Source organism: Actinoplanes sp. NPDC049668 (assembly GCF_044465445.1).
Taxonomy (GTDB): domain Bacteria; phylum Actinomycetota; class Actinomycetes; order Mycobacteriales; family Micromonosporaceae; genus Actinoplanes.
The window spans coordinates 38,628-58,856 of sequence record NZ_JBITLR010000002.1 but is presented as its reverse complement, the minus strand read 5'-3'; the positions used below and the strand labels follow the sequence as shown (position 1 = coordinate 58,856).

General features: G+C 72.0%; 18 protein-coding genes and 1 pseudogene. 14 read left to right on the top strand and 5 right to left on the bottom strand.

The features are described from left to right. Positions 1–1,062: 1,062 nt before the first annotated feature. Together ACIBSW_RS07400 and ACIBSW_RS07395 are read left to right on the top strand one after the other, a co-directional pair. Positions 1,063–1,338: a hypothetical protein gene (locus tag ACIBSW_RS07400; RefSeq protein WP_404799262.1), complete on the top strand. Its 276-nt coding sequence runs from the start codon at positions 1,063–1,065 to the stop codon at positions 1,336–1,338. Between the two features lie 85 nt (positions 1,339–1,423). Next, entirely contained in the window at positions 1,424–2,419 is a 996-nt protein-coding gene (locus ACIBSW_RS07395) for a serine/threonine-protein kinase (protein ID WP_354729462.1), read from the top strand. A 25-nt stretch (positions 2,420–2,444) separates the two neighbouring features. On the opposite strand, the gene ACIBSW_RS07390 is transcribed toward ACIBSW_RS07395, so the two are convergent. Then, positions 2,445–2,906 carry a hypothetical protein gene (locus ACIBSW_RS07390; protein ID WP_354729464.1) on the bottom strand — a complete coding sequence of 154 codons (462 nt, stop codon included), beginning with the start codon at positions 2,904–2,906 and terminating at the stop codon, positions 2,445–2,447. 105 nt (positions 2,907–3,011) lie between these two features. Here ACIBSW_RS07390 and ACIBSW_RS07385 point away from each other — a divergent pair, with 105 nt between their 5' ends. Genes ACIBSW_RS07385 through ACIBSW_RS07375 form a run of 3 tightly spaced genes read left to right on the top strand, consistent with a single transcriptional unit; the run spans position 3,012 to position 4,388 of the window. Then, on the top strand, positions 3,012–3,431 hold the full coding sequence (locus ACIBSW_RS07385; RefSeq protein WP_354729466.1) for a hypothetical protein: 420 nt from the start codon (positions 3,012–3,014) through the stop codon (positions 3,429–3,431). A 2-nt stretch (positions 3,432–3,433) separates the two neighbouring features. Continuing rightward, positions 3,434–3,658 (top strand): helix-turn-helix transcriptional regulator, encoded by a 225-nt coding sequence (locus ACIBSW_RS07380; RefSeq protein ID WP_354729468.1) that lies wholly within the window; start codon positions 3,434–3,436, stop codon positions 3,656–3,658. A 34-nt stretch (positions 3,659–3,692) separates the two neighbouring features. Beyond that, positions 3,693–4,388, top strand: a complete 696-nt coding sequence (locus tag ACIBSW_RS07375) for a DUF4386 domain-containing protein (protein WP_354729470.1) — start codon at positions 3,693–3,695, stop codon at positions 4,386–4,388. Here the strand turns inward: ACIBSW_RS07375 and ACIBSW_RS07370 are convergent. Together ACIBSW_RS07370 and ACIBSW_RS07365 are read right to left on the bottom strand one after the other, a co-directional pair. Then, positions 4,379–5,260 (bottom strand): universal stress protein, encoded by an 882-nt coding sequence (locus tag ACIBSW_RS07370; protein WP_354729472.1) that lies wholly within the window; start codon positions 5,258–5,260, stop codon positions 4,379–4,381. The two genes, ACIBSW_RS07375 and ACIBSW_RS07370, sit on opposite strands and share 10 nt — an antisense overlap. Further along, positions 5,257–6,699, bottom strand: a complete 1,443-nt coding sequence (locus ACIBSW_RS07365) for an amino acid permease (RefSeq protein ID WP_354729474.1) — start codon at positions 6,697–6,699, stop codon at positions 5,257–5,259. Before ACIBSW_RS07365 ends, ACIBSW_RS07370 begins: the two co-directional genes overlap by 4 nt. 236 nt (positions 6,700–6,935) lie before the next feature. Here ACIBSW_RS07365 and ACIBSW_RS07360 point away from each other — a divergent pair, with 236 nt between their 5' ends. The 7 genes from ACIBSW_RS07360 to ACIBSW_RS07330 are packed head-to-tail and all read left to right on the top strand — an operon-like array spanning position 6,936 to position 15,111. Further along, complete coding sequence (locus ACIBSW_RS07360; protein ID WP_354729476.1) at positions 6,936–7,286, top strand: STAS domain-containing protein; 351 nt, start codon at positions 6,936–6,938, stop codon at positions 7,284–7,286. 41 nt (positions 7,287–7,327) lie between these two features. Then, complete coding sequence (locus ACIBSW_RS07355; RefSeq protein WP_354729478.1) at positions 7,328–8,353, top strand: alpha/beta hydrolase-fold protein; 1,026 nt, start codon at positions 7,328–7,330, stop codon at positions 8,351–8,353. 12 nt (positions 8,354–8,365) lie between these two features. Next, positions 8,366–9,601, top strand: coding sequence for a hypothetical protein (locus tag ACIBSW_RS07350; RefSeq protein ID WP_354729480.1), 1,236 nt, complete (start codon positions 8,366–8,368; stop codon positions 9,599–9,601). Then, positions 9,594–10,865 carry a cytochrome P450 gene (locus tag ACIBSW_RS07345; protein WP_354729482.1) on the top strand — a complete coding sequence of 424 codons (1,272 nt, stop codon included), beginning with the start codon at positions 9,594–9,596 and terminating at the stop codon, positions 10,863–10,865. The genes ACIBSW_RS07350 and ACIBSW_RS07345 overlap by 8 nt, the downstream gene beginning before the upstream one ends. Before the next feature lie 31 nt (positions 10,866–10,896). Beyond that, complete coding sequence (locus tag ACIBSW_RS07340) at positions 10,897–11,340, top strand: DUF5990 family protein (protein ID WP_354729484.1); 444 nt, start codon at positions 10,897–10,899, stop codon at positions 11,338–11,340. Beyond that, positions 11,337–14,288, top strand: coding sequence for a DEAD/DEAH box helicase (locus ACIBSW_RS07335; RefSeq protein WP_354729486.1), 2,952 nt, complete (start codon positions 11,337–11,339; stop codon positions 14,286–14,288). Before ACIBSW_RS07340 ends, ACIBSW_RS07335 begins: the two co-directional genes overlap by 4 nt. Beyond that, positions 14,281–15,111, top strand: a complete 831-nt coding sequence (locus tag ACIBSW_RS07330; protein WP_354729488.1) for a hypothetical protein — start codon at positions 14,281–14,283, stop codon at positions 15,109–15,111. The genes ACIBSW_RS07335 and ACIBSW_RS07330 overlap by 8 nt, the downstream gene beginning before the upstream one ends. 379 nt (positions 15,112–15,490) lie before the next feature. Here ACIBSW_RS07330 and ACIBSW_RS07325 read toward each other — a convergent pair whose 3' ends face one another. Further along, complete coding sequence (locus ACIBSW_RS07325) at positions 15,491–16,123, bottom strand: hypothetical protein (RefSeq protein WP_354729490.1); 633 nt, start codon at positions 16,121–16,123, stop codon at positions 15,491–15,493. A gap of 1,444 nt (positions 16,124–17,567) precedes the next feature. Between ACIBSW_RS07325 and ACIBSW_RS07320 the strand changes: the two are divergent. Further along, positions 17,568–18,460, top strand: a pseudogene (locus ACIBSW_RS07320) (IS5 family transposase). Positions 18,461–18,823: 363 nt separating this feature from the next. After that, positions 18,824–19,639, top strand: a complete 816-nt coding sequence (locus ACIBSW_RS07315; RefSeq protein ID WP_354727146.1) for a methyltransferase domain-containing protein — start codon at positions 18,824–18,826, stop codon at positions 19,637–19,639. 298 nt (positions 19,640–19,937) lie between these two features. On the opposite strand, the gene ACIBSW_RS07310 is transcribed toward ACIBSW_RS07315, so the two are convergent. After that, positions 19,938–20,135: a leucine zipper domain-containing protein gene (locus ACIBSW_RS07310; RefSeq protein ID WP_404799310.1), complete on the bottom strand. Its 198-nt coding sequence runs from the start codon at positions 20,133–20,135 to the stop codon at positions 19,938–19,940. Positions 20,136–20,229: the final 94 nt, after the last annotated feature.

Below are 20,229 nucleotides of genomic sequence, written 5' to 3'. Positions count from 1 at the left end.
GACTTGTCCTAGCGTCAGACACACAAAAGCCCGGTCTCCGGCGCCCGCCACCATCAACGGCGGGTTCATAGCGAGACCGTAATGGCGGAGCCCGTCCCACGAGGACGGGCTCCGCCATTTCTGCTTTCTCCGCCGGGCCGGACCAAGGCGCCCGCGCCCTCCAACATCGACGTTCACCCGGACTCGCCCCGGGTCCATGCCGCGGCGGCGGCGCCATCACCTGGGCGACCGCATCGGCGATCCGTGTCTGATCGCGCGGTCCTGTGCATCGCAGAGCGGTGCGTGAGCGTTCCCGCGATCTAGCTACAGAAGGTAGTGAACACGCTCCGGGCCGTAGAGATCTAACCGGCCTGCACCCCGGAATTCACGCACGGTGACGACGTTGCAGGTGACCCGCACCACTCGGACTAGTCGGACATGGAAGTCTTATGCCCCGCAGGCGCTCTCGTGCCCGATCGTGTCCGACCGTCCGGTCCTGTCGCGGATCGTCGTTCACCCGCACTGATGGGCGAAACCCACGGGACGGAACGGTCCTGGAGGGGCCCTTGGTGCGGCACCTCGATCGTTCGGTCAGCCGGGGGACCCCGGCCGGCGATTGTCACCCCGCCTTTGCGGTCAGTTGACCCTGGGTAACTCTTTGCTAGATTTGCTGACAGAAGCGAGCGAGTCGGGCTTCTACCCAGAAAGCCCCAAACTTGCAGCATCTGCCACCACGGAGGAACCGAAATGCCGCTCATCGCGACATCGAATACCACGAAGCGTGATGACAAGGAATCACCCAGAGTGAACGGTGGTCAACGCAAGCCGGCCGCGGGCAGCAAGCCGCGGCCCAGCACGGCCCCCTCCTGGTGACCCGCACCGCTCCCGAAACCCCTGCACCGGAAGGCACCGCCGAAGTGCCGGTCGTCCTCGACTTCACAAGGGACTACTTCAAGACCACCGAGATCGTCTCGAAGGAGTTCTGAGCGTGACCGCGACGACCGTCCGCTACGACCTCGACGCCGCCGGGATGCAGCGCATCACCGCGGAGTTCCTGGCCGCGGCGCCTTCCGCAACATCTCGATGATCGGCGCGCCGATGCGCACCCTCGCCGACTCCGGGCCGTTCGCCTACCTGGGTTCGCCGGAGAACCGCGCGGTCTACATGGACTTCCCGCTCATCGAGCCCGCGGTCCGCGAGCAGGCGGTCCGGATGCGCCGGGCGGCGCGGCCGACGTGGTCGGCGCTGCGCCGCTCCGGCCTGCGCAAGCTGCTGACCCGCCGGATCGCGTCCCAGGTCTCCACCCGCATCGGTACGGGCGCGGACGTCGACGAGCACATCGTCGTCGTCGAGGACTGACGCGGCGTTTTGCCCGGCGGGCCGCCGGGTAGAGACCCCAGCTACCACGGCGCGGGCAGCGCCCTGGGTGCGACAGGGGAGCGCGATGCGAACGCTGGGCGATCGGTACCGGCTCGAACGGCGCATCGGCGTCGGCGGCATGTCCGAGGTGTGGCGCGGACACGACCGGGTGCTCGACCGCCCCGTCGCCGTCAAGATCATGGCGCCGGCCGTCGAGGGCACCCTCGGCCGGGTCTGCGGGGTCGACCTGGTCCGCACCGAGGCCCGGTCCGCCGCGCGGCTCGCGCACCCGAACGTCGCCGGCGTGCACGACTTCGGCACCTCTCCGGCGCCGGACCGCGAGGTTCCGTACATCGTCATGGAGCTGGTCGAGGGCCAGACCCTGAGTGCGCACCTCGACGCCGGCCTGTTCGACTGGCGCATCGCCGTCCGGATCTGCGCCGAGGTCGCCGCGGCCCTGGCCGCGGCGCACGCGCAGCAGGTCGTGCACCGTGACATCAAGCCCGCGAACGTCATGCTCACCCCGGCCGGCGCGAAGGTGCTCGACTTCGGCATCGCGGCCGCGGTGGGCAGCCACGACCCGGACCCCGACGGCCCGGTCATGGGCACGCCGGCCTACGTCGCGCCGGAGCGCTTCGCGGGCCTGCCCGCGACCCCCGCGTCCGACATGTACTCGCTCGGCGTGCTGCTCTACCACTGCCTGTCGGGCCGGCTGCCCTGGACGGCGACGGGCGACACCGCGATGGTGCGCGCGCAGCGCGACCTGGACCCCGCGCCGCTGCCGCACATCGACGGGCTCGCCACCGAGGTGCTCGACCTCTGCTCGCGCTGCCTGCACCGGGACCCGGCCGAGCGGCCCACCGCGCTGGTCGCGGCCCTGCTGCTGGCCGAGGCCGTCGACGCCCGCGTGTACGTCCCCCTGACCGACCCGCGCCCGCCCTCGGTGCCGCCGTGGGACGCCCGCGCCGCGGCGGCCCCGACGAGCGCCGCCCTGCCCGAGGCGCCCGCCCCCCTCCCGCCGCACCACGACGACCGACCGGGCCGCCACCGCGCCGCCCCGCCCAGGAACCTCCGGGCCTGACTGCCCGCGCGCCCGGCGGGCGGCCTCACCTGGCGATGCGGCGTTGCGCGGCCGTCCGCCGGATTCTCTTCGTCCTGCCGTGCAGCGCCAGTAGATCGAGGACGGGCGCGACGGTGGAGATCTCCGCGAGCCTGATCTGAAGCCAATCGGTCCAGCCGGTCACCGATGCCTGCCCGAGATCGGGGACGGCGCCGTGAATCCGCAGGATGTCGACCTCCCTCCCACGCCGGGTGGCATACCGCCGGTCCCTGTCGGTGCGCACCGAGGCGATCCACGGCTCGCGCTGCGACGCCTCCACCCACTCCATCATCTGGATCACGACGGAGGCGACCAGCCCGTCATCCGGGTCGGCGTGGAGGGCGGCGAGCAGCGGCGGGTGACACGCCTCGCGGGAGATCGCCCTTCGATAAAGCGCCCAGCGCTGATGCTCGTCGCCGGGGTCCTCGGGTGGCGGCGTGCCGAGGCACTCGGCAAGGTCACTGCTCACCTCACCACGGTAGACAACTGCCATGGTCATGTTAAAGATTCTTGACACGATGTCAATGCTGTTTTACCTTTGGCGTGTCAAACTTTTTGTACATGGGAGCGGGTCATGTCCTCCGAGGAGAAGCGCACCTGGATCTCCGCGCTGGTCGGCTTCGTCGTTCCGGTCGTCTATCTCGCGGTCGTCATGTCCAAGGTGCCGGGTGCGGACGTGGCGGGGATCGGCTACGTGGTGCCGATGCTGGCCTCGATCGGGATCGGGATCGGCGCGGGCATCGTGCTGGCCATCGTGGCCGCCGTCGCCTCGCCGCAGGACGCGGACCGGACCGACGAGCGCGATCGGGAGATCAACCGGCGGGGTGAGTACGTCGCGTTCTACGTCATGAGCGGCGCCGCGATCGTGCCGCTGGCCCTGGCCATGGCGGAGGTCGAGCAGTTCTGGATCGCGCACGCGCTCTACCTGGCGTTCGTGCTGGCCGCGCTGACGTCGTCGGTAGTGAAGATCGTCGCGTACCGGCGGGGCTGGTAGGGGTGGGCAAGCCGACCAGGGTGACCAACTCGATCCGGGCGCTGCGCTTCTCGCACGGGGAGATGACCCAGGCGGAGCTGGCCGACCGCATCGGGGTGACCCGGCAGACCGTCATCGCGATCGAGCAGGGCCGGTACTCGCCGTCGCTGGAGGTGGCCTTCCAGATCGCGCGGGTGTTCGGGGTGCCGCTCGACGACGTCTTCGGATACCCCGACACCCACGAATAGACCGGCTCCGTTTACCCGAGATCGAGGAGGGATCATGCAACCAGAAGAGCTGAGGCGTACCGCCCGCATCACCGGGCTGTTCTACCTCGGCAACGCCGTCACCAGTGTGCTCGGGTTCATTGTCATCCGCTCGCGGCTGTTCGACGTAGGCGATCCCGGTGCGACGCCGGCCAACCTGGTCGCGCACGAGTCTCTCGCCCGCGTCGGCATCGCCATGTACCTCGGCATGGTCATCACCCAGACCCTCGCCGCGGTCTGGTTCTACCGACTGTTCCGAACCGTGAACTCCTTCGCCGCGAGTGGGATCGCCGCCTTCGGACTGGTCAACGCGGTCGTGGGCATCATGAGCACGGCGCTGCTGGCCACGGCGGTCGAGGTGGCGGCCGACCCGGTCGGCGACGCGGTGGCCACCGTCCAGGTTCTGCAACTGGTCGACGACAACCTGTGGGGCGTCGGGGCGCTGTTCTTCGGCCTGTGGCTGATCCCGATGGGCTGGTGCGTGCTGCGGTCGGGCTGGATGCCCCGCGCCCTCGGCTGGCTCCTCGTCGGCGGCGGTGCCGGGTATGTGCTCAGCGCGTTCGTCGAGTACCTCGCCCCCGACGCTCAGGTCATCGCCGAGGCGCTTACGTATCCCGCGTCCGTCGGCGAGCTCTGGATGGTCGGGTACCTGCTGATCCGCGGCGTGCGCCGGGTGGCGCCGGAAGCGGCGCCGGCGGTGGCTCAGGTCTGACCGGCGGCGCTGCGCGGTACCACCACCAGCGGGCGGCGGGCGCGGCGCACGAGCCGGGTCGAGACCCCGCCGAGCAGCACCCGCCGGGCCGGGCCGTAGCCCCGCGAACCGCAGAACAGCACGTCGACGTCGTCCAGGTCGGCGAGGGACTCGACCACGTCGCCGACCCGGATCTCCCAGTCGGTCTGCACGCCCGCCACGGACTCGGCCGCCCGGCCCAGCGCCAGCTCGTAGGTCTCCCGGGCGGTCTCCAGGAAGGCGTGCTCCGCGTCCTGCCCGACCAGGAACGGCATGGCGGCGTCGGCGTCCGCGACCACCGTGTACAGCCGCAGCGGGCTGCCGGTGCGCGCCGCCAGCCGGGCCGCCGCCGCGAGCGCCGCCCGGCCGTCGGGGGTGTCCACGTAGGCGACGCCGATCCGGCCCAGCGCGCCGGGCGGCGTCTCCATCGCGGCCGGCGCGACCGCGACCGGGCAGACGCTGCCGGCCAGCAGCCGCTCGGCGGTGCTGCCCGCGAAGAGCCGGTGTCGGCTGCCGGCCCGCCCGGAGCCGACCACGATCACCTCCGCGGTCAGCTCCTCGGCGAGATCGTGCAGGCCGTGCGCGGCCGAGGTGGAGGCGATCACCCGGTACGCGATGTCGCCGGTCGCGCCGGCGAGCACCGCGCGGGCGCCGTCGAGCACCGCCGTCGCGGCCCGGTGCCGGTCGGCGACCCACTCGGCGTCGACCCGGCCCGAGCCGAGCGCGGACGGCGCCGGATGCACGACCGCGACGATCAGCGGGGCGTCCAGCGTCTGCGCCGTCCACTGGCCCAGCCGCAGGGCGTCCTCGGCCGCCTCGGCGCCGTCGACGCCGACGATGACCGGGGCGGTCACTGGGACTCCCCGTCCGGCGCCGCGGCGCGGCGGCGCAGCCGGGAGTGGCGGTAGCCGTACAGGAAGTAGATGGCCAGGCCGAGGATCAGCCAGACGATGAAGCGGATCCAGGTGCTCAGCGGGAGGTCCGACATCAGGTAGACCGCGAAGAGCACGCCGAGGATCGGCAGCACCGGCGACCACGGCACCCGGTACGGCCGGGGCATCTCGGGCCGGGTCCGGCGCAGGATGATCACGCCGACGTTGACCAGCACGAACGCGAACAGCGTGCCGATGTTGACCAGCTTGACGATCTCGGAGAGCGGCACCAGCGCCGCGAGGATCGAGATGAGCACGCCGAGGCCGATGGTCAGCCGGGCCGGGGTGCCGTAGCGCTGGTTGACCGTGGCCAGCCGCTCCGGGAGCAGGCCGTCGCGGCACATGGCGAAGAAGATGCGCGTCTGGCCGTACAGGATGACCAGGACGACGCTGGTGATGGCGACGACCGCGCCGAGGGCCAGGATCGAGGCCGCCCAGCTCATGCCGGCGCCCTGGTCGAGCGCCGCGGCCAGCGGCGCGTCGCTCGAGGCGAGCTGCTCCGGGCTGGCGATGCCGATCGCGCCGATCGCGGTCAGCACGTAGAAGACCGTGCAGATGGCGAGCGAGCCGATGATCGCCAGCGGCAGGTCCTTGGCCGGGTTGCGGGCCTCCTCGCTGCCGGTCGAGACGGCGTCGAAGCCGATGTAGGCGAAGAAGATGATCGCGGCGGCCGAGGTGACCCCGTCGACCCCGGACGGCGCGAACGGGTGGAAGTTGCCGGTGCCGAAGTTGAAGAGCGCCACCACGATGAAGAACAGCAGCACCGTCAGCTTGACCCCGACCATGACCAGGTTGACCCGGGTGCTCTCGGTGACGCCCCGCACCAGCAGCAGCGTGATGGCCAGGACGATGAAGACGGCGGGCAGGTTGAAGACGCCACCGTCCTCGGGCGACTTGGAGATGGCGTCCGGCAGGGCCACCCCGAACGCGGCGTCGAGGAACGCGTTGAGGTTGCCGCCCCAGCCGACCGCGATCGCGGCGACCGAGACGCCGTACTCCAGGATCAGGTCCCAGCCGATGATCCAGGCGACGATCTCGCCCAGCGTGGCGTAGGTGTAGGTGTAGGCGCTGCCGGCGACCGGGATGGACGAGGCCAGCTCGGCGTACGAGAGGGCGGAGAACGCGCAGGCGACCGCGGCCAGCACGAAGGAGAGGATGACCGCCGGGCCGGCCACCGAGGCGCCCTCGCCGATCACCACGAAGATGCCGGTGCCGATGATCGCGCCGACGCCCATGGCGGTCAGATGGGTGGCGCTGACCGTCTTCCTGAGCCCGTGTCCCTCCTCGGTCGTCTCGGAGATCAGCGACCCCACGTCGCGGACCGCGAAGATTCCCGGGCGTTGGTTCGAACCATTCACCATGCTGAGACCATCCTCCACATGCGTCGGCCGCGCGCCTCTCACCAGCGGATCCGCCGGATGCTGCCTACTTTCCCGCAGTGGTCGGCGTTGATGCCGGTGATGCGTGATTTTCTCGTCGCCCTCTGTGGCGGACGTGGTGTCCGCCCTGGTCACGGAAACACCGGGCAGCCTGCGGGGGCACCGGAGGGCGTTGTACCGTGAGCCGACGGGCTAGCTGGTTCGAAAGGTCGGGGTACATGGGCGAGGCCGTGATGACCACGCGGCGCCAGGCGGACGGCGCGATCGTGGTCGAGGTCCGCGGCTCCCTCGACGCGGCGACAGTGGACGCGCTGCGCAGGACGGTGCTCGGCGCCCTGCAGGCGGAGCGCCCGGTGATGATGATCGTCGATCTCACGTTCGTCACCTTCATGGACTCGATGGGCGTCGGCGCTCTGGTGGCCGGCCACAACGCCGCCCGCGACACCGGCACCCGGTTCCTGCTGCGCAACCCGAGCGAGTTCGTGCACCGGCAACTGCGGATCACCGGCCTGACCGAGATGTTCGGCCTGCCGCCCGGTTCCTCCCGCCCACAGACATACACCCCTTAGCCCCGTGGGCGACGGAGCCTCGCGCCGGTTATGGTGCCGTCATGGAACCGGCGGTCGGTGCGTGGTGCGCGAACGCCGAGATCTGCTTCCGACTCCATGATCACGAGCACCGGCTCAAGTCCGTACGGCTGAGCTCCGCGGCCGCGGCCGGCGACTTCTCCTACGACGCCGAGCGGCGCAGCTGGGAGCTGCGGCTGCCCCGCCCGCCGGTGCGGCGCGTCGAGTACCGCCTGGAGCTCGGCCATCCCGACGGCACCAGCGAGCTCGTCCGCGACCCCGACAACCCGCGGCGCAGCGGCGAGGCCTCCGTGCTCTGGTGCCCCGACTACCGCGAGCCCGACTGGCTGCACCTGCCGCAGGCCGCCGGCCGGTGGCGGGAGGTCTACCTGCCGCTGCCCGCGCTGCGCGGCGAGATGATCGCCCGGATCTGGTCGCCGGACACCCGGACGGATCGGGTCCTGGTCGCGCACGACGGGCCCGACTTCCACCGGTACGGCGAGATCGGGCGTTACACCGGCGCCATGATCGGCGCGGGGCGGGTGCCGCCGTACCACCTCGTGCTGCTGCCGCCCGGCGAGCGCTTCGAGTGGTACTCGGCCAGTCCGGCGTACGCGAAGTCGCTGGCCCGCGACGTCCTGCCGAAGCTGGCCGCCGAGCTCGGCACCGACCGGCCCGTGGTCGGCGCCGGCGCCAGCCTCGGCGCCCTGGCCATGCTGCACGCGCAGCGCCGCCACCCGGAACGCTTCGCGGCGCTGTTCCTGCAGTCGGGCAGTTTCTTCCAGCCGCGCTTCGACCGGCAGGAGTCCGGGTTCCGGCGCTACCTGCGCATAGTCCGGTTCACCGGCCGGGTCCGGCGGGCCGAGTCCTTCGACGCCGGCGTGCCCACGGCCATCACCTGTGGTGCGGTCGAGGAGAACCTGGCGAACAATCGCGACATGGCCGCGGTGCTGGGCCGGCAGGGCTACACCGTGAGCTTCGGCGAGGTTCCCGACGCGCACAACTGGACCGGCTGGCGCGACGCCCTCGACCCGGACCTGACCAGGTTGCTGCAGAAGGTGTTCATCTAGCGGGAGGCGCCAATGGCCGACGTCGAGCACACCATCGGACTGCTGCTGGGCACCGAGGACGACTGGCCACGGGCGTACGAGGCGATGCTGCGCCGGATCGGCGCGGTCACCGACGACCAGGGCCGCACCCACCTCACCCGCAGCGTGCGGGTCACCATCGAGCCGTTCAACCTGCGCGACTCGCCGCGCCACGACCTGGTCATCGACCGGCTCGCCTACTGGTACTACCACCCGCGCGAGTGGCTCAAGAAGATCGCGCTGATGGACGACGTGTACCTGCTGAACAGCCCGTTCACGTTCCAGGCCATGGAGAAGCACGCCGCGTACTGCGCGATGATGCGGCTCGGGCTCAAGGTGCCGGAGACGGTGCTGGTGCCGTTCAAGAACCCCCTCGACAACGCCCGGTACGCGTACACCTCCGAGCGCTACAACCAGGCCTTCGACCTCGAGGCGCTGGCCGCCTCCATCGGCTACCCGATGTACATGAAGCCGTACGACGGCGGCGCCTGGGTCGGCGTCTCCCGGATCCGCGACGTCACCGAGCTGCACGCGGCGTACGACGCGTCCGGCGAGCGGCTCATGCACCTGCAGGCGGCCGTCGAGGACTACGACGTCTTCGCCCGGTCGCTGACCATCGGCCCCGAGACCATGGTGATGAAGTTCCGCCCCGAGCTGCCCATGCACGAGCGGTACGCGGTGGCGCACGACTTCCTCACCCCGGCCGTCGGCGACGAGGTGGTGGCCATCTCCCGGGTGGTCAACGCGTTCTTCCGCTGGGAGTTCAACAGCTGCGAGACGCTGATCCGCGGCACCGACGTGCACCCTATCGACTACGCGAACGCCTGCCCCGACGTGGCGGTGACCTCGCTGCACTACTACTTCCCGTGGGCGATGTCGGCGCTGCTGCGCTGGACCGTCTACTGCGTGGTCACCGGCCGCAAGCCACGGCTGGACACCGACACGTCCCGGTACTTCGCGATCGCCGACGACCCGTCGCTGTCGTACGACGAGAAGCTGGCGGGCTACCGCCGGCTCGCCGACGAGTACTTCGAGATCGACCGCTACCAGGAGTTCTGCGCCAAGCACCTGGGGCACGTCGACGACGTGGTCGCAGACTGGGTCGGATCCGAGGAGTTCCGCTTGCTACTGGACGGTACCGTCCGGGGGATGTACCCGCCGCACGAGCACGAGCGCTTCCTCGGCCACTTCAACGGGCTGATCGACGCCTGGCTCCGCGACCATGGCTGACCTCGTCCGCGCGGTCAGGTTCTCCGCCGGGCTGTACGCGCGCCGGCTCGACTTCCTCTACCACGGCTACCTGCGCCGCGACCCGATGGCGCTGCTGCACCTGCGGCCCGGCCGCGACGACCCGTACGCGATCTATGCGGGCATGCCGCGATTCGGGCCGACCCGCCTCGGGAACTGGGCGACGACCAGCCACCGCGTGTGCAGCGCCGTGCTGCGCGACCGGCGCTTCGGGGTGAGCGCCGTCAACCTGGACCCGGCGGCACCGCCGGCGGTCGCCGACTCGTTCGACATGTCGTTCCTCGACCGGGATCCGCCCGACCACACCCGGCTGCGCCGGCTGGCGCAGCCCGCGTTCAGCCCGAAACAGATGGCCGGCTACCGGCCGCGGATCGAGCGCACGGTCGACGACCTGCTGGACACCGCGCTCGCGGCGCGGGAGTTCGACCTGGTACGGGCGCTCGCGGCGCCGCTGCCGATCGGGGTCATCACCGACCTGCTCGGCGTGCCTGACGCCGACGCCGAGCGGTTCTCCCGCTACGGCACGATCATCGGCGGCGCGCTCGACGGCGTCCGCTCGCCGGCGCACGCGGCCCGGCTGCGGTCGGCCAACCGGGCGCTGCGGGAGCTCTTCGAGGAGCTGTTCGTGCTGCGCCGCCGGGAGCCCGCCGACGACCTGATCAGCCGGATCGTGGCGGCGGAGGGCGACCAGATCCAGCCGCGCGAGATGGTGCCGATGTGCAACCTGCTGCTGGTCGCGGGCTTCGAGACGACGGTCAACCTGATCGGCAACGCGGTGAACGCGCTGCTCGAACACCCGGAGCAGTGGGCCGCGCTGGTCTCGGACCCGGCCGCCTTCGCGCCGGCCGTCGTCGAGGAGACGCTGCGCTACGACCCACCGGTGCAGCGTACGGCCCGCTGCGCGCTCCAGGACCTCGAACTGGAGGGCCGGCGCGTGCGCCGGGGCCAGTTCGTGGTGACGCTGATCGGCGCCGCGAACCGCGACCCGGAGGCGTTCGAAGACCCGGGGAAGTTCGACATCTGGCGCGCGTCGACCGCCGACCACCTGGCCTTCTCCAGCGGCATCCACTACTGCATCGGGCAGCCCCTCGCGCGGCTCGAGGCGACGATCGCCCTGCAGAAGCTGGCGGAGCGGGTGCCGGACCTGCGCCGGGCCGGCCCGCTGCGCCGCCGCGCGTCCAGCATCGTGCGAGGCCCGATCCGCCTACCGGTGCGCACCGGCGACCGGCGGCTGTCCGTGGTCTGAACTGTCAGTGCCCCGGCCTAGAGTTCAGGGCGTGCATATCCGGATCGAGGGCAGCGACCTGCCCGGGCAGCGCCCCGGCGACCAGGCCGACGAGCTGCGCCGCGGCAACGTGCACGTCGGCGTGCAGCGGGGGAGCGAGGTGATCGAGCGGGTCCCGGCCGGCGCCGCCGGCGCCACCTGGGAGCTCGAGGTGGCCAGCCGCGAGGTCGACGGCCTGCTCGACGTCGGCGGGCCATACGTGCACGGCCGGCCCGGCGCCCGCTTCCTCTACCTCAGCTGGGGCGCGGTCGACGGCGGGAGCTTCGCGATGTTCCGGCGGGCCAAGCTGCTCTTCGGCGACATCCCCACGCCGATGCTGCGCGCGGCGCACGACGGCACCGCCTCGCTGGTCGGCCGGCTCGGCCTCACCGACGACCGGGGCGGGCCGCGCTGCGCCCGGGTCCGGCCGCCGGACATCGTCTGGCGGCTCGCATGACGGTGGTGGCGCACGGCCTCATCGCGCGCGACGGCGCCCTGGCCGTCTGGGCCGAGACCGACGAGCCCGACCCGGCCGCCCGCGGCGGTGTGCACCCCCGGGCGCTCCCGCTGCCCGGCGCGGACCGGGAGGTGACGCTGATGCTGCCCGCCACCACGGCCGGGCCGCTGCCGTCCCCGCAGCTCGGGCTGCCGCCGCGCCGCGGCCGGCCCCGGCTGCGCCCCTGGCGGGTGCCCGCCGCCGCCGTCGCGTTCGTCACCGACGACCTCGCCGACGACTACGGCGCGCGCGCCGCGCCCTCGCTGGCCTACCTGGCCGAGGTGTGCGCATTCGCGGCCGACCTGGTCGCCCGCGGCCGGGTGCTGCCCGCCGTGCACGCCGCGGAGCCTCAGCCCCGGGCGCTGTGGCGGCCCGTGCTCACCGGGCCCGACGCGGCCCGCCACGCCGACCTGCTGCGCCGCATGCCGCCCGCCTGCCGGGCCGAGCGCGCCCGTCCCGGCGACGCCGGCGGGCTGCCGGCTCCCGACCTGCTGCACGCCGCGCTGCACCGGCTTGTCGACGGCCTGGTCCGCACCCGGCTCGCCGAGTCCGGCGTCGCCCTAGGTCCTGCCTGGCTCGCCGCCCTGTCCGCGGAGCCCGAGTTCGACCCGCCGCCGCACCACGAGCTGGACGCCCTCGCCGACGCCCTGAACGCCTGGCACGCCGAGGCCACCAGCGGCGCCGCCGTGCGCGTCTGCTTCCGGCTCACCTTCCTGCCCGAGCTCGAGCCCGACGAGCCCGACGCCACCGGCGTGCCGGAGCCGGCCGCCGACGGCGACGCGTGGCTGCTCGAGTTCCTGCTGCAGCCGGCCGACGAGCCCAGCCTGCTCGTGACCGCCGCCGACGTGTGGCGCGACCGCAGCGCCCCGCTGCGGCGCTGGACCCACCACCCGCAGGAGCGGCTCATCGCCGGGCTCGGCCGGGCGGCCCGGCTCTACGCCGACCTCGACGCGGCCCTGCGCACCGCCCGCCCCGCCGAGCTGGTCCTCGACACCGAGGGCGCGTACCGCTTCCTGAGCCACGCGACGCTGCTCGAACAGGCCGGCTACGGCGTCCTGCTACCGGCCTGGTGGCGCGAGCCGCAGCGCCTCGGCCTGTCCCTGGAGGTCCGCGGCCGCGAGGACGTCGCGGCGGTGCTGCGCGACGAGGCGACCGACCTGGCGAGCATCGTCGGCTACAACTGGGGCCTCGCGCTGGGCGGCCGCGCCCTGACCGAGACGGAGCTCGCCGAGCTGGCCCGGGCCAAGGTGCCGCTGGTGCGGCTCCGCGGGCGCTGGGTCTACCTCGACGCGGGCCGCCTGCGGGCCGGGCTCGAGTTCCTGCGGCGCGGCGGCGGCACCATGACCGCCGGCGACGCGCTGCGGATGATCCGGCTGCTGCCGCCCGAGGAACTGCCGCTGCCGGTGACGGCCGTCGACGGCAAGGGCTGGCTCGCCGACCTGCTCGCCGGGCGCCTCGGCGAGCGGCTCGAGCTGCTCGACCCGCCCGGTGGCCTGGTCGGGGAGCTGCGGCCGTACCAGCGAAGGGGTTTCTCCTGGCTGGCCTTCCTCGACGGCCTCGGCGTCGGCGCCTGCCTGGCCGACGACATGGGCCTGGGCAAGACCGTGCAGCTGCTCGCGCTGCTCCTGCACCGCCGCGGCGGGCCCACCCTGCTGATCTGCCCGCTGTCGGTGCTGGGCAACTGGGTGCGCGAGGCGGCCCGGTTCGCGCCGGACCTGCGGGTGCGCGTCCTGCACGGCAGCGACCGCCCCGACCCCGCCCACCTGCTCGACGGCGCCGACGTGCTGCTGACCACCTACGCGACGGCCACCCGCGACGTCGACGCGCTGGCCGCCGTGCCCTGGGACCGGGTGGTCCTCGACGAGGCGCAGCACATCAAGAACGGCGCGAGCGCCGCCGCCCGGGCCGTGCGCCGCCTCGACGCCCGGCACCGAGTCGCGCTCACCGGCACCCCGGTGGAGAACCGCCTGGCCGAGCTCTGGTCCATCCTGGACTTCCTCAACCCCGGCCTGCTCGGCAGCGCGCACTCGTTCCGCGCCCGCTACGCGGTGCCCATCGAGCGGTACGCGGACGAGGACGCCGCCGCCCGCCTGCGCCGCGCCACCCGGCCGTACATGCTGCGCCGGGTCAAGGCCGACCCCGCGGTGATCGACGACCTGCCCGACAAGCGGCACACCCGGCACCTGTGCGGCCTCACCACCGAGCAGGCCACCCTCTACCAGGCCGTGCTCAACGAGATGACCGACCGGCTCACCGACGAGACCGAGATCCGCCGCAAGGGCATCGTGCTGTCCGCGATGACCAAGCTCAAACAGGTCTGCAACCACCCGGCCCAGCTGCTCGGCGACGGCTCGCCACTGCCCGGCCGCTCCGGCAAGCTCGAACGCCTGGAGGAGATCCTCGACGCGGCGCTCGCCGACGGCGAGAGCGCGCTGTGCTTCACCCAGTTCGCCCGCTTCGGCGCCATGCTGACGCCGCACCTCGCGGCCCGCTTCGGCGTCGAGGTCCGCTACCTGCACGGCGGCACCCCGCGCCGGGCCCGCGACGAAATGGTCGCCGCGTTCCAGGCGGACACCCGCCCGGGCATCTTCGTGCTCTCGCTCAAGGCCGGCGGCACCGGCCTGAACCTGACCGCGGCCAACCACGTCGTGCACGTCGACCGCTGGTGGAACCCGGCGACCGAGACCCAGGCCACCGACCGGGCGTTCCGCATCGGACAGAACCGCGACGTCCAGGTACACACCCTCGTCTGCCTCGGCACGCTGGAGGAGCGCATCGACCGCCTGATCACGGACAAGGGCGTGCTGGCCGAGCGCGTCGTCGGCAACGGCGAGGGCTGGCTGACCGCCCTGAGCACCGACGACCTGCACGCCCTGCTGGCCCTGGAACCGGAGGCCGTCGTTGACTGACAACCTCTCAGCGCCGTTCATCGCCATGTTCGAGTCCCTGCGCATGGCGCCGACCTTCGCCCGCGGCCGCCGCGACGCCCGCGCCGGCCACGTGCGCCACCTGACCGTCTCCAGCAGCCTGGTGACGGCCCAGGTCCGCGGCCCGGACGACCCGACCGCGTTCCGCTCCCGCATCGCGGTACGCGCGTTCGGCGCGGCCGAATGGTCCCGCGTCGAGGACGACCTGGCGTCCCAGGCCCGCTACGTGGCCGACCTGCTGGCGGGCCGCATGCCGGCGGACATCGACCAGGTGTTCGCCCGCGCCGGGGTGACGCTGCTGCCGCTGTCGCTGGACGAGGTGGCCCTGGACTGCACCTGCGAACGCTGGCCGATGCCGTGCGCACACCTCGCGGCGACGTGCTACGCGCTGGCCCGCTCCTTCGAGACGGACCCCTTCACGGCCTTCGCCTGGCGCGGCCGCTCCCGCGACGAACTACTCACCCGCCTCAGCCAACTACGCGGCGCCACCGCCCACGCCCCACCGCCGACACCGCCGGAGCCCTCGTCCGGCGACCTCGGCGACCTGGCCGCCTTCTGGGGCGGCCCGGCAACCATCTACCCGGCCGCCGTCCCGGGACCGGGGACCGTGGAGGCCGCCGCCGGTCCGGGAGCCGCCGCTGGTACGGGAGGCGCCGGGTGGGTGGAGGTAGCCGCGCCGTCCGCCGACGCGGGGCGTCCAGACCTTCTGCTCGACCAGTTCGACCCGCCGCCGCTGCGCCCGGGCGGGGTCCCGTTGATCGAAGCCCTGCGCCCGGCCTACCGCGCACTTCCTCCGCACGCCTGAGCGCGCGCAGCGCGGCCGCCTGATTGCACTCGCCGGATTTTCTGCGTGGGATTCGGCGGAGGGTCGCCGCTGGTCCTGGGGCCGGGACCTCGGCGGTTTGAGGCGGTGGCGGCGTGGCGTGCCCGATGCCACCGTCTGGCATTCACCGGATTTCTGCGTGGGATCCGGCGGAGGGTCGCCGCTGGTCCTGGGGCCGGGACGTCGGCGGTTTGAGGCGGTGGCGACGCGGCGTGCCCGATGTCGGATGTGGCGGCAAGGCGACGATGCCTTAGACCAAGGTGCGTCACGAGCTGCGGCATGCCGGCAACCGCGGCGACGCCGCGCACGATGATCTCGTCCATGTCGATCTCCCACCCGCGGACGCCTCCGCACTGCGGACCTACTCCCGGTCCAGCCGGTAGGTGTAGAAGTAGCCGCTGTATCCGGCACCTTGCATTTCGGCGCGGATGGCGGCAACGAGGCCGATCGCCTGGCTCGTCGCGAGCTGCCGGAGCCGGTCCCGCGCCGGCCAATCGTCGAGCCGCTCCGTGCGGCCCTCGCTGGTCTCGATGATCCTGCCGTCGCGCTCGGTCCAGCTCAGCAGTGGCGAGTCCACCGAAACCGATCCCTCGGTGACTCCGATCAGGAGCGCACGCAGCGCGGTGAACCGGATGTGCACCAGATCCGACGCGTAGAGGTCGATCTCCTCCTCCACGGCACGCTCGATGTGCCACCTGTCCCGTTCGAGCTGCGGGTGCTCCGCCGTCATCTCGGCGAGAGCGGCAAGCAACGCATATGTCCATTCGACGATGGCGCCGTAGATCGGCGCGCGCCGCTCCCGCAACTCCTGCCCGTGCGAGCGTTCTCGCAATGCCTGTTCCTGTTGATGGACAAGCGAAGGCTGTGAATCCAAGGTGGCTTTCGTATTCTCACGCTGTGTCTTCAGCGAGGTAATGGTGGTCAATGCGTTTACCCCGACGGTAAGCGCGGCGACACCGACTGACGAAAGGGCGGCAACGAGCGGGGCATCCATCGGGACATGCTGCCATCGATCGGCACCACGCCGAACCACGATGCCCATCCATCCTCGGGGCCGGCACGCCGCCGACCAGGATCCCACCGCCGACCAGGCCGACGCCGGCCGCCAGAGGTCCGCGACACCGCGCGGGTCGATGCGGCCGCGCCAGGCAGTCGATGTCGTATCGGACGAGCCCTGCGGTGGTGCGAGGATGTCGGCCGGCGTGCTTCCCCAGGAGGACACCGCCCGCGGGCAGGGCTGCGGGTGCCGGCCGGACATGACTCACCTGGTAACGCAGGATCCTTCCCCGAACCTTCTCGGTGAGTTCCACCTGACGCTTGGAACCGTCCGGCGGCCCGCACTTGAACCGGCTCCATGCGGCCGGCCGCCTCGCGCAGCCGACGCGCCTTGGCGGGTTTCGGCTGGTCGGTGGTCTTGCGTGGTGGGTGTGTCCCGGCCGGTTTCGGCTGGGCGGTGGTCTCGCGCAGCCGACGCGCCCTGGCGGGTTTCGGCTGGTCGGTGGTCTTGCGTGGTGGGTGTGTCCCGGCCGATTCCCGCCGACCGGCGGCCTCGCCCGGCGTGTGCACCCTGGCCGGTTTCCTGCCGGCCAGCGGCCTCACCCGATTGGCGCCCGCCGGCCGTCGCCAGCCAACGGCCTTGCCTGACAGGTGTTTCCTGGCCGGTTCCCTCGGATCAGCGCCCTCGCTCAGCGTGTGTGCTCTGGTGGGTTGCGGCTGGCCAGTGCCGTCGCTCAGCGTGTGTGCTCTGGTGGGTTGCGGCTGGCCAGTGCCGTCGCTCAGCGCGTGCGCCCTGGTGGGCTCCGGCTGGCCAGCGATCTCGCCCAGCGCGTGCGCCCCGGCCGGTTCCCGCTGGCTGGCGTCCCGGTCTGGGTGGTGCTCTTGGGCGGGTTCGGCGAGGCCTGCGAGTGCGGTGCGTGGTTGATTGCTGCGCTGCGACGGATCGTGGTTGGTCGGCAAGGTGTGGTCCGGTGATGTCTGTTCGATGTGGATGGGGCCGGTTGCCCGGGTCGGCGGCGGGTTCGTTGTGTGGGGCTCGGTCGGGTCTGGTGCGGCGTGGTCATCGTGTTGGTCGCGTAGCTGGCGCAGGCGCCGGGCGTGGCGTTGTGTCAGTCCCCATCTGCGGTGTCGCTCGTGGTCGCGCCGGAACTGGTCGCGCTCGGGGGAATAGTTGCGGGATGCGGTGCGGTCGCGCATGGCGGCCAATTCGCCGCGACTGAAGAATTGGAGCTGTTGCCGCATGTATTCATTATCTCGGGTCGGCCGACAGTTGTCCCTTCCCGATCAATGTCGATCATGCCAACTTATCGGCGCCCGTCGCTGGTTACAGAAAATGACTATTGATTAGAAAGCTCTGCAATTAGGCGGTGGTTGCAACAGCCGACTAGGTTCTGTCCCGCGGATCATGCGTAGCGATCATGGACGATGGTCGTTGAATCGGTGTGGCGCGTGGTGATCTGAGCAGCGAGGAATGGGCTGTGCTGGAGCCGTTGCTGCCGGCGCAGCCCGTCCGGGGCGGGCAATGGCGCGATCACCGGCAGGTCATCAACGCGATCTGCTGGGTCAAACGAACCGGCTCGCCCTGGCGTGACCTGCCCGAACGCTACGGGCCTTGGAAGACCGCGCATCAACGCTTCACCAGGTGAGCCGCCGACGGCACCTGGGCCAGGATGAAAGCTGAAGTGATCGCGTTGGCCGAGCTCGACGACGACATCGACTGGGACGCCCAGGTCGATGCCACCATCGTGCGTACCCACCAGCACGCCGCCGGAGCCGCTAAAAGGGGCTGACGGTTGCCGAAACTCAGGCACGCGAAAGCATCGGCCGGTCCCGCGGCGGGCTGACCACCAAAATCCACACCCTGGCCGACGGCCGTGGCCGGTCCCTCGCCACGCTCATCACGCCCGGCCAAGCCGCTGACACCCGGCAGCTGATCCCGCTGCTCGAGCAGGTCCGCGTTCCCCGGCCCGGTGGTGTCGGCCGGCCCCGCACCCGGCCCGCGTCGGTCACCGGCGACAAGGCGTACTCATCACGGGCGAACCGGCAAGCGCTGCGCGGCAAACGGATCCGCGCGACGATCCCGGAACCCAACGACCAGATCGCGAACCGGAAACGCCGCGGCTCTCACGGCGGCCGCCCAGCCGCTTTCGACCCGCACGCCTACCGCCGCCGCAACCAAGTCGAACGCGGCTTCAACCGGCGCAAACACTGGCGCGGGCTGGCCACCAGATTCGACAAACTCGGCATCAACTACCAGGCCACCCTCGACCTGGTCGAGATGCTCGACTGGTTACGCGCGGTCCCCGACGGACATGATCCGCGGGACAGAACCTAGTGGCCCGTTTGCCCGGTAGGAGCCAGGCCGGCGGGCACCTGGGAGGCCGACCGTTGCCACGAAACAGTTGGCGCGATCCGCTTCCCTGTGAGCTGCGGCTGCTGCGGCGGCGTGATGTCCTCCCGGCTTCCACTCTGGATGTCCGCCTACCGAGATCGTCTCTAACGGAGTGCTCGCCGACCGGCCGCATCCGCGATGGGCCAAGTCGTCGGATACGCCCCGGTGTGGGACAAGGCCGGCCGCATCGGCGGTGATCACGGGCCGCCCGCGCGAAGGAGAGACGGCCGCGGGTTGGGATCGATCTACACCGAATCTGCACAAGAGCAGCACCATTGCCGCGACCCGCTGTGGTTCGCTGCGGTGATGACCCGGACGACCGCCGCGGCGCGTGCCGCGCGTCAGATCTCCTATCTCGACGAGGCTGCTGCGAGCGATGTCGGGCGGCGTTACAAGCGGCGGCTGCTGGGGGAGTTGCGGATCGGGCCGGGTCAGGTCGTCCTCGACGTGGGCTGCGGTCCCGGCACCGATCTTCCCGCCATGGTCGCGGCGGCCGGGCCGGGCGGCAGAGTCATCGGCGTGGACCGGGACCCCGGGATGCGGGAAGCGGCCCGGCGGCGGATCCGCGCGGCGCCGGGCGCCGAGATACTGGCCGGTGACGCGCACGCGCTGCCGCTCGGGCCGGCGAGCGTCGACCGGGCCCGCGTCGACCGGGTGCTGCAACACGTGGACGATCCGGCGGCGGCGGTGGCCGAGCTGCGGCGGGTGCTTCGGCGCGGAGGTCGCGTCGCGCTGGCCGAACCGGACTGGGACACCCTGGCCATCGACTCCACCGACGCCGCGACCAGCCGCGCCTTCACCGGCTTCGTCACCGGGCACGTGGTCCGTAACGCCGGCATCGGTCGCAGCCTCGGCCGGCTGCTGTCGGACGCCGGATTCATCGTGGAGTCCGTCGACGCCACCGTCGCCCTGTTCCGCGACTACCGCAGCGCCGAGGCCATCTTGCGGATGCCGGCGGTCGCGGAGCGGGCCTGGCGGGCCGGCCACCTCGACGAGGGCCGGGCCCGGGCCTGGCTGGCGGGGCTGACCGCCGGGCCGTTCCTGGCGGGGTTCACCTTCGTGACGGCAATCGGCCGGATAGCGTCGGACCCGCTGACGGCGAGTGAGTCTGGTCCGGGCTGACGGACTGGTCCGCGCGCATCATGGCATCGGCCGGATAGCGTCGGACCCGCTGACGGCGAGTGAGTCTGGTCCGGGCTGACGGACTGGTCCGCGCGCGCTGCGTGGGTGCGGTGTGATCGGCTGTGTGAAGGTCTACGGCGTGCGGTTCGCCGGGCGCAAGGGCTTCGGGAACGGCGGCCGGCAAGCCCCGATGATCATCGCGGCTGCTACCTGGTCCGGGCGGTGTGGGCCGGCGCCGACCAAGGTGTCGGTGCGGGTTCGGATTCGATGGCGGTCGTTCGCAGGCGCCCAGGGCCGATCATGACGGCCTGCGCCGGGGGCTGGCTTCCGTCTCGCGGCGCGGTCCGAGGCGGCGTTTACGGCGCAGGTGCAGGATCTTGCGCACCACCGGCGCCGGGGTGGCGTTCGGCTGCCGGTGGGGGCGGGACGAGCGGTCGTGCATGCCGGCAGCGCCGTGCTCGCGGTATCGCTGGGCCCATTGGTCGCGGTGCGCCAGGACACGTCTTAGCGTTCGGCTGCTCGTGCGGGTGACCGGCCGCCTTCGACGATCAGACGCGCCGGCCGCAATCGCGCTCGTGGGGCCGGCGCGG